Below are 18,498 nucleotides of genomic sequence, written 5' to 3'. Positions count from 1 at the left end.
TAACGCAACCGCCTATAGCCGCCGGCCGTTCACGTATGCCTCTGGCGGAAAGGCGGATCATTCGTCTAACCGTCGCCGTGCTCTTGACATGCCGGCCGTAACATTCCTGAAATTATCGGGTGAGATAATCGATAATTTGCAAGATTGCCAGGTTTTGCATTGCCTGCCGGGGCGAAAGTCAACGTGGTCAACTCGGTCAACGCCGTCAACACGCCCAACCAAACGGAGCTTCCCATGATTTCGCAGGATAAACAGCGCCGCTTCGAAGAAGACCTGATCGACAGCTACGACGAAGAACTGGAGATGGAAGTCGACGACCGCATCCTCGACGGCGACGGCGCGTTTTCCGCCGAGGCGCGCGAGCAGCGCAAGATCTATTTTCGCGAGCTGTTCCGCCTGCAAGGCGAGCTCGTCAAGCTGCAGGATTGGGTAGTGTCCAGTGGCCACCGGCTCGTGGTGATCTTTGAAGGACGCGACGCCGCCGGCAAGGGCGGCGCGATCAAGCGCATCACGCAGCGGCTGAATCCGCGCGTTTGCCGCGTCGCCGCATTGCCCGCACCGAACAATCGTGAACGCACCCAGTGGTATTTCCAGCGCTACGTGTCGCATCTGCCGGCAGGCGGCGAGATCGTGCTGTTCGACCGCAGTTGGTATAACCGGGCCGGTGTGGAACGCGTGATGAATTTCTGTACCGATGCGGAGTACGAAGAGTTTTATCGCTCCGTGCCCGAATTTGAAAAGATGCTGGTCCGCAGCGGCGTGCAGATCTTGAAGTACTGGTTTTCGATCACCGACGACGAGCAGGAAGTCCGCTTCCAGGCACGCATTCAGGATCCGTTGAAACAGTGGAAGCTGAGCCCGATGGACCTGGAAAGCCGTCGTCGCTGGGAAGCCTATACGCACGCGAAGGAAGTGATGCTGGCGCGCTCGAATATTCCCGAAGCGCCGTGGTGGGTCGTGCAGGCCGTGGACAAGAAACGCGCGCGGCTGAACTGCATTCATCACCTGTTGAGCCAGGTGCCGTATCACGACATCGAGCATCCCACGATCGAATTGCCTTCCCGCGTTCATAACGACGATTATCTGCGGCAGCCTGTGCCGGACAGCATTATCGTGCCGGAAATATATTGATTGATGAAAGAGTAAGCAGCGGCAGGGGGCTAGCAGTGGCAGGTCTTGTCATGCATGGCATGGACCTGCGGCGGGCGGGCATCGCTACGATCGGCTTGATCGAAGCGACGCCTGAAGACCGCTTGAAACATGTATTGCGAACCCTTCATGACCACGACGAACGTCACTTGCATCAGGTTGAAATCGAGCGTCACCATCAGGCGCATCAAGACCAACAGCGGTAGTACGACGGCGGGTCGGTAGAGTTGTCGTTCGATTAAGGCTTTCATGACGGCTCCCGTATCCATATTGTTATTTTACGGACCGGGAGCCTCCGGATAAACCCTCTGTAATCGAAGACACTTGTCGCGCGTTTTGAACAATCGCGCTTCCAGTGCTGCGTTTAATGCTTATCGCGACGCTACGCTCGCATCCGACGCGGCCGCGACCGGCGTTGCAGGTGCAGCAGGCATGTCTCCCCAACCGCCGCCCAATGCGCGGATCAGGTTCACCGTCGACGTCGCCTGCACGCCCGCCAGTTGTACCGCTGCGCGTTGCGACTGCAGCACGGTACGCTCGGCATCGATCACATCAAGATAATTGACCGCGCCCTCGGTGTACTGCGAACGAGACAACTGCGCTGCCCGATTCGACGCGCTCACTGCTTCAGCTTGCGTGCGTGTCTGGTCCTGCAGGATGCGCAGGTCCGAGAGGTTGTCCTCCACTTCCTGGAACGCCACCAACACCTGCTGCCGATAGTTCGCGACATCCTCTTCATAGATCGCGCGCGCGTTCGCGAGATTGCCCTTGCGACGGCCGCCATCGAAGATCGGCAGATTGAGCGCCGTCCCCGCGAACGGTCCGAGCAGGAACGTGCGGCTCGACCAGTTGAAGAGATCGCCGAGTGTCGCCGATTCGAATCCACCCGAGCCCGTTATGTTGAGCGAGGGGAAAAACGCCGACTTCGCCACGCCAATGCGCGAGTTCGCCGCCGCCATCGCGCGTTCGGCTGCCGAAATATCCGGACGGCGTTCGAGCAACGATGAAGGCAAGCCCGGTGGAATCTTGATATCGACAGGCGTCAGCGGGTTCGCCGCCATCGAGAACTGCGATGCCGCCTTACCCAACAGCACGGCGAGGCTATGTTCGGACGCGGCACGCGCGCGCTGCACTGTCATGGCGTCGGACTTGGCGGTGGCCAGTTCCGACTTGGCCTGCGCCACGTCCAGCTCACTGATCTCGCCTTCGTTAAAGCGGTTCTGCACAAGCTTCAGCGCCTGCTCGCGCAGCGTCACGGTCCGCGTAAAGACATCGCTTTCCGAATCAAGTTCACGCAGGTTGAAGTAGTTCTGCGCCACGTCAGCCTGCAACGCAAGTTGCACGGACCGGAACAGCGCTTCGCTTTGCTCGGTGCCGGCGTTCGCGGCCTTCACCGAGTCCGATACGCGACCGAACAGATCCACTTCATACGATGCACTCCCCTCAGCGCGCCACAGGGTCTGTGAGGGCACGTTCGCGTTGGCGGGAAGGAACTGGGACGCCGGCGAAAGCTTCTCGCGCGTCGGCCCGAAACCCGCATCCAACGTCGGGAACAAGCCCGCCCGCGCCGTCTGGTTGATCGCGCGCGATTCCTTCACGCGCGCGGCCGCTGCCTTCAGGTTCTGATTTGCCTCAAGCGCCTGATGTTCCAGAGCGTTGAGCGTGGGGTCGTTGAAAACAGTCCACCATTCACCGCGCAGCACCTGCTCCGACGGTTGCGCCGTCTTCCACGTGCCTTGTTCAGAGGGCGCCAACGCCGTTTGCTGCGTTGTTTCCTGCGGTGTTTCCTTGAAGGCTGCCGGCGCGCTCACGTCGGGCTTCGTGTAGGTCGGTGCGAGCGAACAGCCCGCAACAACCAGCAACGATCCGAGTAACGCCGACAATCCCAGCCATCGCTTTGTATTCAACGTTTTCATTTCAATCTCTCTCATGCTTCAGCTGAAGCATTGACACCGCTGATGTGCGGATTGTGGCCATGCTTGTCGACGAGATGTTCGCCGCCAGCCAGCTTTCTCAACAGCACATAAAACACCGGCGTGAGCATCAGGCCGAACAGCGTCACACCGAGCATGCCGAAGAACACCGCCACACCCATTGCATGGCGCATTTCCGAACCCGCGCCCGACGAGAGCACGAGCGGTACCACGCCCATGATGAAAGCGATCGACGTCATCAAGATTGGCCGCAGACGCAGACGGCTGGCTTCAATAGCGGCCTGCACAATCGAACGACCCTGCATTTCCAGCTCTCGCGCAAATTCCACGATCAGGATGGCGTTCTTCGCCGACAACCCCACCAGCACCATCAAGCCGATCTGCGTGAAGATGTTGTTGTCGCCCTTCGTGAGCCACACACCGACCAGCGCCGACAGAATGCTCATGGGCACGATCAGGATCACGGCGAGCGGCAGCGTCAGGCTTTCATACAGCGCAGCCAGTACCAGGAACACCAGCAGCACGCTGATCGGGAACACCCACATGGCGGCATTTCCCGCGAGGATCTGCTGATACGTCAGGTCGGTCCACTCAAACTTGATACCGCGCGGCAGCGTTTCAGCCGCAATGCGTTCCACTGCAGCTTGTGCCTGGCCCGACGAATACCCTGGAGCCGGACCACCGTTGATGTCCGCAGCGGTGTAGCCGTTGTAGCGCACCACCATCTCGGGACCATAGGTCGGCGTCACCTTGACGAGCGACGACAACGGCACCATCTCGCCATTCGCGTTACGCGTCTTGAGCAGACCGATGTCCTCCGAGCTCGACCGGAACGGCGCATCCGCCTGCACCCGAACCTGGTACACACGGCCGAAGCGGTTGAAGTCGTTCACATACAGCGAGCCGAGATAGACCTGCATCGTGCTGAATACATCGGTGACGGAGACACCCAGTTGCTTCGCTTTCACCCGGTCCAGATCCACGTTCAATTGCGGCACGTTGATCTGATAGCTGGAGAACGTCGGGCCGAGTTCAGGCGTCTGCGATGCACGCTTGATGAACGCTTGCGTCGCGTCGTTCAGTGCGGCGTAGCCCAGCGCGCCACGGTCTTCCAGTTGCAGCTTGAAGCCGCCCAGCGTTCCCAGCCCAAGCACTGGCGGCGGTGGGAACACAGCAATGAACGAACCCTTGATGGCCGCGTATTTCTGGTTCAGCGAGCCTGCAATGGCTCCTGCAGAGAGCGCTGCGCCCTTGCGTTCGTTAAACGGCTTGAGCGTCACGAACACAATGCCCGCGCTCGACGAATTCGTGAAACCGTTCACCGACAAGCCCGGGAACTCCACCGCGCTTTGCACGCCCGGCGTTTTCCGCGCGATGTCCGTCATCTGGCGAATCACCGCCTCCGTACGATCAAGCGACGCGCCGTTGGGCAACTGCGCAAAGCTGATCAGGTACTCCTTGTCCTGCGCCGGCACGAAACCGCCAGGCACGACCTTGCTCATTAGCACAGCGCCGCACAACAACACGATATACACGCCCATCATCAGCGCCTTGCGGTTGATAACGCCCGTCACACCCTTGCCGTAGTTCTCCGAACCACGCTTGAAGACCTTGTTGAACTGGCGGAAGAAGCCACCGAACACCCGATCCATTCCGCGCGTCAGCCAGTCCTTCGGTTCGTCATGGCCCTTCAGCAGCAAGGCTGCCAGCGCCGGCGACAACGTCAGCGAGTTGAAGGCCGAGATCACCGTGGAGATGGCGATGGTCATCGCGAACTGCTTGTAGAACTGCCCCGTCAAGCCGGACATGAACGCGAGCGGCACGAACACGGCGGTCAGCGTCAGTGCAATGGCGATAATCGGCCCGCTCACTTCTCGCATGGCCTGATAGGTCGCCTCTCGCGCCGATAACCCCGCCTCGATATTCCGCTCGACGTTTTCCACCACCACGATCGCATCATCGACCACGATCCCGATTGCCAGCACCATGCCGAACAATGACAACGCGTTGATCGAGAAGCCGAACGCCAGCAGCAACGAGAACGTACCGATGATCGACACCGGCACCGCCAGCAGCGGAATAATCGACGCGCGCCAGGTTTGCAGGAACACGATCACCACCAGCACGACCAGCGCAATGGCTTCGATCAGCGTATGAATCACCGCTTCAATACTCGAGCGCACGAACTGCGTCGGGTCATAGACGATTTGATAATCGACGCCCGCCGGCATGTCCGCTTTCAGTTCCTTCATGGTCTCGCGGACCGAATCGGAGATCTGCAGCGAGTTCGCACCCGGTTGCTGGTTGATCGCCATGGCGACCGCCGACTTGTTGTCGAGCAGCGAACGCAAGCCATATTCCGATGCAGCCAACTCGACCCGCGCCACGTCGCTCAAATGCGTGACTGCGCCGTCAGGCGAAGTCTTGAGCACGATGTCCCGGAACTCCGCTTCGGTCTGCAAGCGGCCTTGCGCATTCACGTTGAGTTGCAACGGCACGTTCGACGACGTCGGCGATGCACCAATCACCCCGGCCGCCACCTGCACGTTCTGCTCGCGAATCGCGTTGACCACATCGGTTGCCGTCATGCCACGCTGAGCGACCTTTTGCGGGTCGAGCCAGATGCGCATGGAGTAATCGCCCGAGCCCCACAGCTGAACCTGGCCCACGCCCTGGATCCGCTCAAGCCGGTCCTTCACGTTGATCAGCGCGTAGTTGCGCAGATACGTCATGTCGTAGCGGTCATTAGGCGAGTTCAAGTGAACCACCATGGTGAGCGTCGGCGACGACTTGATCGTCGTCACGCCGAGCCGCGTCACGTCTTCCGGCAAGCGCGGCAGCGCTTGCGACACGCGGTTCTGCACCAGTTCCTGCGCCTTATCCGGGTCCGTGCCAAGCTTGAACGTCACCGTGATGGTCAGGTTGCCGTCGCTGTTAGCCTGCGACTGCATGTACAGCATGTCTTCCACGCCGTTGATCTGCTCTTCCAATGGCGACGCCACTGTTTCGGCGATCACTTTCGGATTCGCACCCGGATATTGCGCATGCACGACCACGGACGGCGGCACGACTTCCGGATATTCGGAGATCGGCAGCTTGAACATGGCGATGATGCCCGCCAGCAGGATGAGCACCGACATCACACCCGCAAAGATCGGGCGGTCGATGAAAAACTTGGAAATGTTCATGACGTTTTCTTTATCTGCATGAGAGGCTGCGCGCGCGTAACCGCCGGCCAGTCCGTCCCGTCAGGAACGAACCGCCACGGACCACACACGCGAGGAGCCGCTGTTAAGCGCTTATAAACTCGTCTTGTAAAGCGCGTCTTATGAAGCGTCTTTAGGCGGCAATGCGCTCGCCATTGCTACGGAGTTGGCCTTCACCACATCGTTCGGACGTACGCGCTGCAGACCGTTGACCACGATCCGCTCGCCCGGCTGCAAGCCCTTCACAATCACGCGCATGCCTTCGCTCAACGTGCCGAGCGTGACTTCGCGGTATTGCACGCGATTGTCCGGGTCGACCACCATCACGAACTTCTTGTCCTGGTCGGTCCCGATCGCGGCATCGTCGATCAGCACAGCCGGATGCGGCGTGCCTCCGCCTACCTTGATGCGCGCATAGAGACCCGGCACCAGCGAACCGTCGGCGTTATCGAAACGTGCCCGCACGCGAATCGTTCCCGAGCCCGTATCGAGCTGGTTATCGACGGACGCGACCTTGCCTTCACGCGAGAAACCATCTTCATTCGCGAGGCCGAGCGAGACCGGCACGCTGGCACGCGAATCGCGGCTCAGGTAACGCAGGTAGGTTTGTTCATCGACGTCAAACGACGCGTAGATGGGCGACACCGACACCAGCGTGGTCAGCAGCGGTGCGCTGGAACCCGTCGACACAATATTGCCCACCGTCATTTCCGCACGCGACACCCGGCCCGACACCGGCGCCACGATCTGCGTGTACGTCAGGTTGATTTTCGCCGTTTCGAGCGCCGCTTGCGCAGCCTTCAGGTTCGCCGCGGCTTCGTGCGAAGCATTCTGCTTCTCGTCGTAGTCGCGCTTGGCGATGGCGTTGTCCGCCAGCAAACGTTCCGCGCGCGCCGCATCGGTCGAGGTATAACCGTTGCGAGCCTGGGCCGCCGCGAGTTGCGCCGCGGCCTGATCGACTTGCGCCACGTACGGCCGCGGGTCGATGGTAAAGAGCGGATCGCCCTTTTTCACCAGCGCGCCATCGGCAAAATGCACTGCGACGATGGTCCCCGGCACGAGCGGACGGATCTCGACCTTGTCGACCGCTTCCAGGCGGCCCGAATAGTTCTGGTAGTCGGTGATGGTCTTCGAGACCACCGTGGCGACATCCACTTCCATGGCGGGCGCCGATGGCTTGATCGCGGCTTCAGCACCGTTCACCGGCAGATCGCCGTGGCCGAAACCATGCATGGCAGTGAATGTTCCGATGCCTGCGACGACCAGCGCGGCGCCTAGCGCGACGGTAAGACGTTTGCGAGTGATGGACATGCGTTGCTCCGATTAAGTCGTTGAGATTGTTTGAATTTTTTGTGTGTCGCCAAGCGGCGCAAGCGGCGCGACCGTCCGCGCGCGCAGCCGTTTCTTGAAGAACGCGACTACGTCGGCGAGTGCGGCCGGGTCCGCTGCAAGCGCGTTATGCGATGCATTCACGTGCCGCGTAACTTCCGTCGGCACGCCGGCGGCGATCAGTTCGCCCGCATATTTCTCGGCCTCGATATGCAGCAGATCATGCTGGGCGCTCGCGATCAGCGCCGGCGGCAGACCGGCAAGACGCCGCGATTCCAACGGCGCCGCATACGGATGAAGCCGTTGTGAAGCGTTCGGCAAATACGCGCGATAACACTGCGCGCACTCCGCCATGCAGATGTCCGGCGAGCGCACCTTGTTCTCGTCGGCCATGCGCGTCATGCTGGGGTCCAGCAACGGCGCGAGCAGCGCTTGCGCGAGGATCACGATGTCGCCGCGATCCCGTGCAATGGCCGCGAGACACGTGGCCAGGTTGCCGCCGGCATCGTGCCCCGCGACGCCGATGCGGTTCGCATCCGAGCGTTGCGCACGAGCGTTCGCTACCGCCCATTGCGCCGCCCGATAAGCATCCTCCGGCGCCGCAGGGAACGGGAAAGCCGGTGCTAGCGAGTAGCCCACCGAGATGACCCACGCCGCTGTATCGCGGGCAATCGTTCTGGCCGTTACGTCGGCATCATCCAGCGTGCCGCGTACAAAGCCGCCGCCATGAAAATAAAGCACGATCGGCAGAACGGTGCCGTCCGAGGCGGGGCGATAACTGCGCAAGATTATGGGTTGCGCATGTCCCGCGATTCGAACATCCTCTATGCAGAGGCCCAGATCCAGCGTCGATGCCATGGTTATTTTCAGCGCGTCCGCGCCATCCCACCCGAGTTGCGATGGAACGAATTCTGGGGGCAACGACATTTGAAATAAATGCCTATAATCCGGCAACACAATTCGGTCGCACCGAACAATCGCGATTGAAACTGCCCATTCCTGTCTGAGCGGCATCCTTATTCCGGGCGCTGCAAAGCACTGACGGTGAGAGAAAAATGGACCGGCTACAAGCTATGCAGGTGTTTACAAGAGTGGTCGACACCAATAGTTTTTCGCGCGCAGCAGACACCATGGACATGCCGCGCGCCTCGGTGACAACGATCATTCAGAACCTCGAAGCGTTCCTCAACGTGCGTCTCCTGCAACGCACGACACGACGCCTCAACCTCACGCCGGACGGCGCCGCGTATTACGAGCGCTGCGTGCGGATCCTGGCGGACATCGAGGAAACCGAGAGTTCGTTCGCCAATACCGGCAAAGGTCCGCGCGGTAAATTGCGGATCGATATGCCGGGGTCGATCGGGCGCATGATCGTCATGCCCCAGCTTTGTGAATTCCACACGCGTTATCCGGACATCGAGTTGATGATCGGTTTCGGCGACAAACCGGTCGACCTGATCCAGGAAGGCGTGGATTGTGTCATTCGCGTGGGAACGCTGCAGGATTCCAGCCTTGTCGCGCGCCGGATCGGCGTGTTTCAAGGCCTGACCGCCGCAAGTCCGGAATATCTCGAACTTCATGGCGTGCCGCATACCATCGAGGATTTGCAGCAGCATACGGCCGTGAATTATTTTTCCAGCCGCACCGGCCGCGTGATGGATATGGATTTTGTCGTCGATGGAAAGTCCGTCGACGTGAAGATGCGCGGGAAGATTGCCGTGAATGACGCCGAGGCTTATATCGCGTGCGGCGTCAAAGGAGTCGGAATTGTCCAGATACCGCGCTTCATGGCCCTTCCGCATTTGCGCTCTGGTGAACTGATCGAGGTGCTGCCGCAGTGGAAACCGTTGCCCATGCCCATTTCGGTGGTTTATCCGCATAACCGACATTTGTCACCCAAGGTGCGGGTTTTTGTCGACTGGGCTGCCGAGTTATTTGAACGGTGTCCTCTGCTCTCGGGCCAGGAAGATGCGGAGCAGCGCTGTTTGCCGACGGCTACGCCCGCGAAATCGATCGTCAAACATGGGACGCCCGATGTTGCCGGCACCGCCGAGGTGGTCGTTTAGTTTTGCTTGAGACCCGTTTGATCGGGTCTCTCTTAGGTCTGTCTTTTTAGCTTTTAGCTCTTTTCGACCCTCTCGCGGGTAAGGGCTTAAGTCCCTTTCGCTAATACTGGTTTCGCCGCAAAAGCCCTTTCTATAAGGGCTTTTTTGATTATTCGCCTATCGCGATTAATCTTTTCGCTTAACGGTCATTTATCCGCAGCACTCGCTTGACTACATTTCGTCCTGTCGCAGCGCGGCTCGTCGATTTGGTTTTTATTGCTTGGGTTTATTGCCTGGAACGACGCCCGCTGCCCCGCTATCAGTCTGATTGCATCGACTCCGTTCGATGCTTATCGAATGAACCGACAGGAGCAGCACGCATGAAAACCGCTATTGCAACACTCTCGATCTCCGCTATCTCAGCCATTGTCTCCACCACGGCATTTGCTGATGGCGGCATCGGACACGCAGGCACGTACCAAACCGCGGTCACCAGCCAAAGCACCATGACACGCGCACAAGTCCGCGCCGAACTGGCCGCATCGTATGCAAACGGCACGCTGCCCGCGCTGAACCGCAACACTTACCCGGAACGCAGCATGGCGGGGATTGCCATTGCCGAGCAGCACGAACAACGTGCACGCGACGCAGCGGCGGCTGAACAACGTAATCGTGGAATCGTGGAGTTCGCGAACGGGTCAGTGACACAAAGCGGCAACTCGCACGTTCAGTAAATAAAGGAGTCCATCATGAAAGAATCAGTACCCCTTGAAGAGTTCTCCGCGCTCGACGACTGGCTTCCGGAAGCAACGCAATGGCAACCGTACCGGCCGCAAGCAACGCGCGTGCGTCAGGTAGCGGAATGGGCGGATTCTGCGGCGGGTTGAAGGATTGAGCGCTTGGGCGAGCGCGGACTTATTAAGTCCGCGCCAGTGATATTCAACGGCTTGAATATGAGCGTGTGGAAATCCGGCTGAGCGCGTGATCGCAGATGAGAGTGATCACGCGCTGATGCGTTACCCGCAGGCGCCTACCTCGCCGCACGCTGTGCAGAAGTCGCAACCATCTTTGCGGATCATTGCGTTCGCACCGCAGGTCGGGCACTTGCGGCCGGGAATGGGCAGTAGCGCATGCGGGTTGGCCGCGTCCGCGTTGTCCTCCTCGACGGTCGTGATGTCGTCATCGCCGGAATCCGATAACGCCGATTCAAGCGCTGCCTGCGTACCCTCATGCCGACGCTTCGCAAGCAGCCGCGAGGGTACTTGGCCACCTTCGATATCGAGGAAGCCCCGCCGGTGCAGAATCTGCTGGATCGCATAGGCAAGCGCAGCAACTTCGGAATCGTGCCAACGGGGTGCCTTATGGCCACCGGGACGCTCGACGTCACCCAGCCGCACTTGCCCTCGATCCCACGATACCTTGCGCATATCCTGCAGGTTGCGCGCGACAAAACCACCTCGCGCCGCCAGCGACAACGAGCGCATGGTTGCTGTAATCCATTGCTGCGATTCGTCGCGCTGCCCCGTTGGTATGAAGAACTCGATAGGCCGCTCGATGGTGACATCCTCTCCACTCAGCCGCCCGGTAATCTCCATGAACGACACCGCCACGTAAAGTGACTTCTTGCCGGCCTGCGTGAGGTATTCCACCTTCTCGATGATCGCCGGCAACTCGCCGCGCGGACGATGATCGATGGCAATGCGCAACGGGTCCAGTTGAACCTCGGCGTCCGCTGCGTCCGAAGGATCGGATGCAACGATAGCGGGTGTTTCAGGCGTGACCGACAACACCGCGCCCAGCGTGTCGTTCGGCCGGTACGTAGCCAGCCCCTTCAGGCCCCGGCGCCAGGCGTCGAAGTACAGGTCCTTGAACGCATCGAACGGATAATCGGCCGGTACATTGACCGTCTTCGAGATGGATGTATCGACGAAAGGCTGCACCGCTGCCATCATTTCCAGATGATCGTTCGCGGACATATCGAGCGCGCTCACGAAGTATGCCGGCAACGCCTTTACGTCGCCGCCCAGCTCGCGATACAAGCGGTACGCATGATCTTCCACGGAGAACGATTGCCGGCTGCCGTCAGCCATGCGCTTGGTCCGCTGATAAGTCCACGAGAACGCCGGCTCAATGCCGTTCGACGCGTTATCAGCGAAGGCCAGGCTCACCGTGCCGGTTGGCGCAATGGACAGCAGGTGGCTGTTGCGAATGCCGTCGCGATGAATCTCCGCTTTGATGTCATCCGGCAGGCGCGACGCGAAAGTGCCTGTTTCCAGGTACTTTTTTGCATCGAACAGGGGGAACGCACCCCGCTCGCGAGCCAGCTCGACCGACGCGCGATACGCCTCGTCGCGCATGGTCCGCGCCACGCGTATTGCAAAGTCGCGGCCTTCCTGCGAGTTGTAGCGCACGCCGAGCATGACAAGCGCGTCGCCTAGCCCGGTAAAACCCACGCCTATGCGCCGCTTCGCTTGCGCTTCCTGGTCTTGCTCGGGTAACGGCCAGAGCGTTACGTCGAGCACGTCGTCGAGAAAACGAACCTGCGTGCGGGTGCTTTTCGCCAAGCCATCCCAATCGAATACCGGCGTTCCGCCATGGCGCTGCGCGAACGGTTCACGCACGAACCGTGTGAGGTTCAACGGTCCGAGGTTGCAGCACCCGTAGGCTGGCAACGGCTGCTCGCCGCACGGATTGGTTGCGCGAATGGTCTCCACCGCTCGCAGATTGTTGTCGTCATTCATGCGCGATACGAACACCACCCCCGGCTCCGCGACGTCATAGGTGGAGCGCATGATCGTGTCCCACACTTCCCGTGCCCGCACTTCGCGATAGACCCACATACCATCGTCTCGTTGCCGAGCGTCGGTTGTTGCCCTGAACGACGGTGACGGTTCGGCGGAATGCACGAGTTGCCAGGGGGTATCGTCAGCAACGGCTTGCATGAACTCGTCGGTCACCGCGACCGATACGTTGAAGTTATTCCAGCGCCCCTTCACATGCTTGGCCGCGATAAATTCAAGCAGGTCAGGATGCGAGCAATCAAGAATGCCCATCTGCGCGCCGCGCCGCGACCCGGCGCTTTCAACAGTCCTGCATGACGCGTCGAACACATCCATGTAACTGCACGGCCCCGATGCCGACGATCCCGTGGAATGCACGCGTGCACCCTTCGGACGAATCGCGGAAAAGTTGTACCCCACGCCGCCGCCGCGCCGCATGGTTTCGGCTGCCTGCAACAACGCGACGTAGATGCCCGGTAAGCCGTTCTCGTCCACGCCCTGGATGGCGTCGCCCACCGGCTGCACGAAACAGTTGATGAGCGTTGCCTGGATACCGGTGCCGGCCGCGCTCATGATGCGGCCCGCGCCCAGGGCGCCACGCTGGAAATTCTCGAAGAATTCGGTCTCGACCTGCTTGCGCCGCGCCTCGGGTTCGGCCATTGCAACGCCGCGCGCAACCCGGCGATAAATATCGTCAATGCGCGTTTCGTCACCCTTCGCATACTTTTCCAGCATGACGTCGATGGAAAACTGCTGCGGTGAAACGGTGATCTTCAAGTCGTCTTCAGCCATGTCGGTCCTCGTAACCAGGCGGATTGCTGCATTGCATTGCAGTGGCGGGAACGCTTCCTGCCGGGCGCGCCACCCCCAAGTTTTACACCTTTTGGCGTAGTCCCGCCGGAGGAGCGGCATGGAGTCGCGCCCTCCCAACGGCGAATGGGCGGCATCGCGCGTAGTCCCTAATCTTGCAGTCGATTCCCCACTAAACGCAAACTCAATCGACAGGCAAGCGCCATGACTGCCGCACGCAAATCCCAAACCCGCCAGGCCGTCCACGACGCCTCGACCGCCGATCCGCGCGCCTGGCGCGTGCTGTGGTCGAGCACCTTCGCTTTCACCATTTGTTTCGCGATCTGGATGATGTTCGCGATTCTGGGCATTCCGCTGAAGACCCAACTGGGTCTCTCCGACACCGAATTCGGCCTGATCGCCGCCACCCCGGTCTTGTCAGGCTCACTCGCCCGTGTCCCGCTCGGCATTTGCACCGACCGTTTCGGGGGCCGCATCGTCTTTTTCCTGACGATGCTCGCCACCGTCATCCCCATCTGGATGCTCACCTACGCCACGCAGTTCTGGCAATTCATCGCGCTCGGGCTGCTGGTCGGTCTCGCCGGCGCAAGCTTCTCGGTCGGTACGCCCTATGTGGCGCGCTGGTTTCCGAAGGACCGTCAAGGGCTCGCAATGGGCATCTTCGGTGCAGGAAATGCCGGTTCGGCACTGACCAAGTTCGTGGCGCCTATCCTGATCGTGACGGCCGGTACCTGGATGATCGTGCCGAAAGTCTATGCCATTGCCATGCTTGTTACCGCCATTCTCTTCTGGATGACATCGGCGACGAATCCCAGCCATCGCGTTGCCAATCCGCCGAGCTTCGCCAGCCAGTTGAGCGTGATGAAAGACCGTCGTGCGTGGCGCTATTCGCAGTATTACTCGGTCGTGTTCGGCGGTTATGTCGGGCTGGCGCTGTGGATGCCGCATTACTACGTCAATCATTACGGATTCCATATTGAACAAGCCGCTTTGCTGGCCGCATGCTTCTCGCTGCCGGGCGGTGTCCTGCGGGCAGTGGGTGGATGGCTGTCCGATCGCTTCGGCGCCAAGAAAACAACGTGGGTCGTGATGTGGACCGTGCTTACGTGCTTCTTCTTTCTAAGCTACCCCGACACCGGTTTCATCGTGAAGTCGAGCTACGGTCCGATCAGCTTCAACATCGCGCTCTCGCCCACCGTGTTCACGATCCTGATGTTCACCCTAGGGATTGCAATGGCAATCGGCAAGGCGTCCGTCTTCAAGTTCGTCTCCGATGAATATACCGGCAACATCGGCGCGGTATCCGGCGTGGTCGGTCTCGCTGGTGGCTTGGCCGGGTTTGCACTGCCCATTCTTTTCGGGCTCCTCGCCGATGTGACGGGCGTGAGCAGCACCTGTTTCATGCTGCTTTTCGGCGCCACTGCCGTCAGCCTCATCTGGATGACCTTCTCTTTCCGCTCGCATGGCAATGCTGTCCCGGCGCGCGCATCCGTCTAACCCAACCTATAAAAACATGTCCGACTATCTCCTCAAAAACTGGGAGCCGGAAGATCCGGCATTCTGGAAAACACGCGGCTCCGCCATTGCCAATCGCAACCTGTGGATCTCGATCCCGGCGCTGATGCTCGCCTTCGCGGTATGGTCGTTATGGAGCGTCGTTGTCGTTAACCTGGACAAAGGCGGTTTCCGCTTCACGAAGAACGAGTTGTTCTGGCTAACGGCACTGCCCGCCCTGTCCGGTGCGACGTTGCGGATCTTCTATTCGTTTCTCGTACCGATCTTTGGTGGCCGGCGCTTTACTGCATTCTCCACGGCCACGCTGTTAATTCCGGCGCTCGGCATGGGCTTCGCGCTGCGCGATCCATCAACCAGCTATTCCACCCTGCTCGTGCTCGCTTTGCTGTGCGGCTTTGGTGGCGCGAACTTCAGTTCATCGATGTCAAATATCAGCTTCTTCTTTCCCAAGGCGCGCAAAGGACTGGCGACAGGATTGAACGCCGGCATCGGTAATCTGGGTGTGTCGCTGGTGCAGTTCGTCACGCCGCTCGTGATCGCCACGGCCGCGTTCGCTTCGTTCGCAGGCGATGGCCAGAGCTTCGTCGCAAACGGCGTCGAACGCGGTATCTGGCTGCAGAATGCAGGCTTTATCTGGGTGCCGTTTATTGTGATGGCATCGGTCGCGGCATGGTTCGGGATGAATGACATCGCCGATGCCAAGGCCTCGTTCGCCGAGCAAGCCGTGATCTTCACGCGCAAGCACAACTGGCTGATGTGCTGGCTTTATATCGGCACATTCGGTTCGTTCATCGGTTTCTCCGCGGGCTTCGCGCTGCTGACCAAGAGCCAGTTCCCCTCGATCAACCCCACCGCCTACGCGTTTCTCGGCCCGCTCGCAGGCGCGTTGGCGCGTCCGGTCGGTGGCTGGATCTCTGACCATCTCGGCGGCGCACGCGTCACGCTCTGGACATTTCTCGGCATGATCGCGGCCGTGTTCGGTGTCATCTCGTTCATGCCTGCCACGGGCGCATCAGGCAACTATGCGGGCAACTTCATGGGCTTCCTCGCCATGTTCATCGTGCTATTCATGCTGACCGGCATTGGCAACGGTTCGACCTTCCGCATGATCCCGGTGATCTTCATGACCGAGCACCAGCGCCGTGCCAAGGGTCTCGATGCCGCGGCCCAACGGCAAGCTCTACACAACGCCGGCAAGGAATCCGCAGCCGTGCTCGGGTTCTCCGCTGCTATCGGCGCGTATGGCGGCTTCTTCATCCCGAAGACCTTCGGCACCGCCCTCGACATGACCGGCTCCGCTATCCCCGCTTTGTATGTCTTCATCGCCTTCTACGTGACGTGCGTCGCCATCACGTGGTTCTGCTACGCACGCCGCAACTCGAGCATGCCTTGCTGACGCGCTCCCTTCGACACAGGACACAACAATGAGTCATTTTCTGGATCGCCTGAAGTTCGTCAAGCGCACGCAATCGACGTTTTCGAACGGACACGGTGCGGTAGTCAACGAAGACCGCAAATGGGAAGAGGGTTATAGAAACCGCTGGCAACACGACAAGATCGTGCGCTCCACGCATGGCGTGAACTGCACGGGTTCGTGTTCTTGGAAAGTCTATGTGAAGAGCGGGCTGATTGTCTGGGAGACGCAGCAGACCGACTATCCGCGCACGCGCGCCGATTTGCCGAACCACGAACCGCGAGGCTGTCCGCGTGGGGCGTCGTATAGCTGGTACGTGTATTCGGCGACGCGGGTGAAGTATCCGATGATTCGCGGCCGCCTGATGGAGATGTGGCGCGAAGCGCGTAAGTCGCTCGATCCGGTCGCGGCGTGGGAGTCGATCAGTCAGGACCCGGTCAAGTCAAACCGCTACAAGAGCGTACGTGGTCTCGGCGGTTTTGTTCGCGCCGACTGGGACACCGCAAATGAAATGATCGCTGCAGCGAACGCGTTCACCATCGGCAAGTTTGGACCGGATCGCGTGATTGGCTTCTCGCCCATTCCCGCCATGTCGATGGTGTCCTACGCTGCGGGTTCGCGTTACCTGAGCCTGATCGGTGGCGTATGCCTGTCGTTCTACGACTGGTATTGCGATCTGCCGCCCGCTTCGCCGCAAGTCTGGGGCGAGCAGACGGACGTGCCGGAATCCGCGGACTGGTACAACTCCACCTATCTGATGGTGTGGGGATCGAACATCCCTCAGACCCGCACGCCCGATGCGCACTTCTATACCGAGGTGCGCTACAAGGGCACGAAGACCGTCGCGGTCTCGTCGGATTTTGGCGAGATGGTCAAGTTTGGCGACATCTGGCTCGCGCCGAAGCAAGGTACCGATGCCGCGCTCGCCATGGCGATGGGCCACGTCGTGTTGAAGGAGTTCCACGCGGCCAACGCGTCGGGCAAGTCGGCGTACTTCCGCGACTACATCAAGCAATACACCGACATGCCGATGCTCGTGCTCTTGCGCGACAACGACGGCATGCTCGTCCCCGATCACTTCCTGCGCGCCTCGCATCTCGCCGATAACCTCAACGAAGCCAACAACGCGCAATGGAAGACGCTGGTGATCGACGCCGAAAGCGGCGAGATTGTCGCGCCGAACGGCACTATCGGGTTTCGCTGGAACGAAGCTGCGCACAACGACGGCCAGAAGGTCGGCCGCTGGAATCTCGAGATGAAGGACGGCGGCAGCGGACGGGCGATCGACCCGCGCGTCTCCTTGATCGATGCCGACGCGCACGATGAAGTCGTCGCCGTCGGCTTCCCTTACTTCGGCAGCGAACACAACGCCTTGCTTGAACGTCACGTTCCCGCACGCCGCGTCACGCTCGCGGACGGCACGAGCGCGCTTGTTGCAACCGTGTTCGATCTGCAACTGGCGAACTACGGTGTGGATCAGGGACTGGGTGGGCCGAACGTCGCACAAAGCTACGACGACGATGTCCCCTACACGCCCGCGTGGCAGGAAAAGCACACCACGGTCCCGCGCAATCTAGTGATTCAAGTGGCGCGCGAGTTCGCTACCAACGCCCATCAGACCCAGGGCAAGAGCATGGTGATCGTGGGCGCCGCGCTCAATCACTGGTACCACAACGACATGATTTATCGCGGCATTATCAACTTGCTGATGATGTGCGGTTGTGTGGGTAAAAGCGGCGGCGGCTGGGCGCATTACGTCGGTCAGGAAAAGCTTCGCCCGCAATTCGGTTGGGCGCCGCTTGCGTTCGCGCTCGACTGGTCGAAGCCACCGCGCCAGATGAACGGCACGTCGTTCTTCTATAACCACACGAGCCAGTGGCGTCACGAAAAGCTCGCGCTGGACGAAGTGCTTGCACCGACCGCAAACAAGGCGAATTACTCAAACCTCGCGATGCTCGACCTGAACGCGAAGTCCGAGCGCATGGGCTGGTTGCCGAGCGCCCCGCAACTCGGCGCGAATCCTCTCGATCTCACCGACGAAGCGGCGCGTGCCGGCATGAAACCGATTGACTACGTGGTGGGCCGGTTGAAGTCGGGCGCGTTGCAATTCTCCTGCGATGACCCGGATAACCCCGTCAACTTCCCGCGCAACATGTTCGTGTGGCGTTCGAACATCCTGGGTAGTTCGGGCAAGGGTCACGAGTACTTCCTGAAGTATTTGCTCGGCACGCAGAACGCCCTCTTCTTGGTTGCCCACACGACAACTGAAGTGTACACTAGATTCCATGCCCTGCAAGGGATTCCGGAAGAAATTGT

11 protein-coding genes and 2 pseudogenes are annotated in these 18,498 nt (G+C 60.2%); 7 read left to right on the top strand and 6 right to left on the bottom strand.

Features of this window, described 5'->3' with window-relative positions; all coding sequences use genetic code 11:
• Positions 1 to 234 precede the first annotated feature (234 nt).
• Entirely contained in the window at positions 235 to 1,131 is an 897-nt protein-coding gene (ppk2, locus tag GSQ93_RS00785; protein WP_158933787.1) for a polyphosphate kinase 2, read from the top strand.
• 29 nt (positions 1,132 to 1,160) lie between these two features.
• On the opposite strand, the gene GSQ93_RS00780 is transcribed toward ppk2, so the two are convergent.
• The 5 genes from GSQ93_RS00780 to GSQ93_RS00760 form a co-directional block, all read right to left on the bottom strand.
• Positions 1,161 to 1,400: a hypothetical protein gene (locus tag GSQ93_RS00780; RefSeq protein ID WP_158933786.1), complete on the bottom strand. Its 240-nt coding sequence runs from the start codon at positions 1,398 to 1,400 to the stop codon at positions 1,161 to 1,163.
• A gap of 120 nt (positions 1,401 to 1,520) precedes the next feature.
• Positions 1,521 to 3,065, bottom strand: a complete 1,545-nt coding sequence (locus GSQ93_RS00775) for an efflux transporter outer membrane subunit (RefSeq protein WP_158933785.1) — start codon at positions 3,063 to 3,065, stop codon at positions 1,521 to 1,523.
• Positions 3,066 to 3,076: 11 nt separating this feature from the next.
• Positions 3,077 to 6,271: an efflux RND transporter permease subunit gene (locus GSQ93_RS00770; RefSeq protein ID WP_158933784.1), complete on the bottom strand. Its 3,195-nt coding sequence runs from the start codon at positions 6,269 to 6,271 to the stop codon at positions 3,077 to 3,079.
• A 138-nt stretch (positions 6,272 to 6,409) separates the two neighbouring features.
• A complete protein-coding gene (locus GSQ93_RS00765; RefSeq protein WP_158933783.1) occupies positions 6,410 to 7,600 on the bottom strand; it encodes an efflux RND transporter periplasmic adaptor subunit in 1,191 nt (396 codons plus the stop codon).
• A 12-nt stretch (positions 7,601 to 7,612) separates the two neighbouring features.
• Positions 7,613 to 8,476 (bottom strand): alpha/beta hydrolase fold domain-containing protein, encoded by an 864-nt coding sequence (locus GSQ93_RS00760; RefSeq protein ID WP_158933817.1) that lies wholly within the window; start codon positions 8,474 to 8,476, stop codon positions 7,613 to 7,615.
• A 197-nt stretch (positions 8,477 to 8,673) separates the two neighbouring features.
• On the opposite strand from GSQ93_RS00760, the pseudogene GSQ93_RS00755 reads away from it, so the two are divergent.
• The 3 genes and pseudogenes from GSQ93_RS00755 to GSQ93_RS00745 form a co-directional block, all read left to right on the top strand.
• Positions 8,674 to 9,582: pseudogene (locus GSQ93_RS00755) on the top strand (LysR family transcriptional regulator); the annotation flags it as partial.
• A gap of 461 nt (positions 9,583 to 10,043) precedes the next feature.
• Positions 10,044 to 10,397: a DUF4148 domain-containing protein gene (locus GSQ93_RS00750; protein WP_158933781.1), complete on the top strand. Its 354-nt coding sequence runs from the start codon at positions 10,044 to 10,046 to the stop codon at positions 10,395 to 10,397.
• A 15-nt stretch (positions 10,398 to 10,412) separates the two neighbouring features.
• Positions 10,413 to 10,550: a hypothetical protein gene (locus tag GSQ93_RS00745; RefSeq protein ID WP_158933780.1), complete on the top strand. Its 138-nt coding sequence runs from the start codon at positions 10,413 to 10,415 to the stop codon at positions 10,548 to 10,550.
• Between the two features lie 129 nt (positions 10,551 to 10,679).
• On the opposite strand, the gene GSQ93_RS00740 is transcribed toward GSQ93_RS00745, so the two are convergent.
• A complete protein-coding gene (locus tag GSQ93_RS00740) occupies positions 10,680 to 13,235 on the bottom strand; it encodes an adenosylcobalamin-dependent ribonucleoside-diphosphate reductase (protein ID WP_158933779.1) in 2,556 nt (851 codons plus the stop codon).
• 222 nt (positions 13,236 to 13,457) lie between these two features.
• Here GSQ93_RS00740 and GSQ93_RS00735 point away from each other — a divergent pair, with 222 nt between their 5' ends.
• From GSQ93_RS00735 to GSQ93_RS00725, 3 genes and pseudogenes are all read left to right on the top strand, one after another.
• Positions 13,458 to 14,750 carry a nitrate/nitrite transporter gene (locus GSQ93_RS00735; RefSeq protein ID WP_158933778.1) on the top strand — a complete coding sequence of 431 codons (1,293 nt, stop codon included), beginning with the start codon at positions 13,458 to 13,460 and terminating at the stop codon, positions 14,748 to 14,750.
• 16 nt (positions 14,751 to 14,766) lie between these two features.
• Positions 14,767 to 16,164, top strand: a complete 1,398-nt coding sequence (locus GSQ93_RS00730) for a NarK family nitrate/nitrite MFS transporter (RefSeq protein ID WP_158933777.1) — start codon at positions 14,767 to 14,769, stop codon at positions 16,162 to 16,164.
• Positions 16,165 to 16,192: 28 nt separating this feature from the next.
• Positions 16,193 to 18,427, top strand: a pseudogene (locus tag GSQ93_RS00725) (nitrate reductase subunit alpha); the annotation flags it as partial.
• Positions 18,428 to 18,498: the final 71 nt, after the last annotated feature.

The organism is Burkholderia sp. S171 (genome assembly GCF_009766085.1).
Classification (GTDB): Bacteria; Pseudomonadota; Gammaproteobacteria; order Burkholderiales; family Burkholderiaceae; genus Caballeronia.
This window is presented reverse-complemented; position numbering and strand designations above follow the sequence as displayed.

Excerpts from the sequence above, each read along its gene's own strand:
- ppk2 (WP_158933787.1), top strand. The coding sequence starts at position 235 with ATGATTTCGCAGGATAAACAGCGCCGCTTCGAAGAAGACCTGATCGAC.
- GSQ93_RS00780 (WP_158933786.1), bottom strand. The coding sequence starts at position 1,400 with ATGAAAGCCTTAATCGAACGACAACTCTACCGACCCGCCGTCGTACTA.
- GSQ93_RS00775 (WP_158933785.1), bottom strand. The coding sequence starts at position 3,065 with ATGAAAACGTTGAATACAAAGCGATGGCTGGGATTGTCGGCGTTACTC.
- GSQ93_RS00770 (WP_158933784.1), bottom strand. The coding sequence starts at position 6,271 with ATGAACATTTCCAAGTTTTTCATCGACCGCCCGATCTTTGCGGGTGTG.
- GSQ93_RS00765 (WP_158933783.1), bottom strand. The coding sequence starts at position 7,600 with ATGTCCATCACTCGCAAACGTCTTACCGTCGCGCTAGGCGCCGCGCTG.
- GSQ93_RS00760 (WP_158933817.1), bottom strand. The coding sequence starts at position 8,476 with ATGGCATCGACGCTGGATCTGGGCCTCTGCATAGAGGATGTTCGAATC.
- GSQ93_RS00750 (WP_158933781.1), top strand. The coding sequence starts at position 10,044 with ATGAAAACCGCTATTGCAACACTCTCGATCTCCGCTATCTCAGCCATT.
- GSQ93_RS00745 (WP_158933780.1), top strand. The coding sequence starts at position 10,413 with ATGAAAGAATCAGTACCCCTTGAAGAGTTCTCCGCGCTCGACGACTGG.
- GSQ93_RS00740 (WP_158933779.1), bottom strand. The coding sequence starts at position 13,235 with ATGGCTGAAGACGACTTGAAGATCACCGTTTCACCGCAGCAGTTTTCC.
- GSQ93_RS00735 (WP_158933778.1), top strand. The coding sequence starts at position 13,458 with ATGACTGCCGCACGCAAATCCCAAACCCGCCAGGCCGTCCACGACGCC.
- GSQ93_RS00730 (WP_158933777.1), top strand. The coding sequence starts at position 14,767 with ATGTCCGACTATCTCCTCAAAAACTGGGAGCCGGAAGATCCGGCATTC.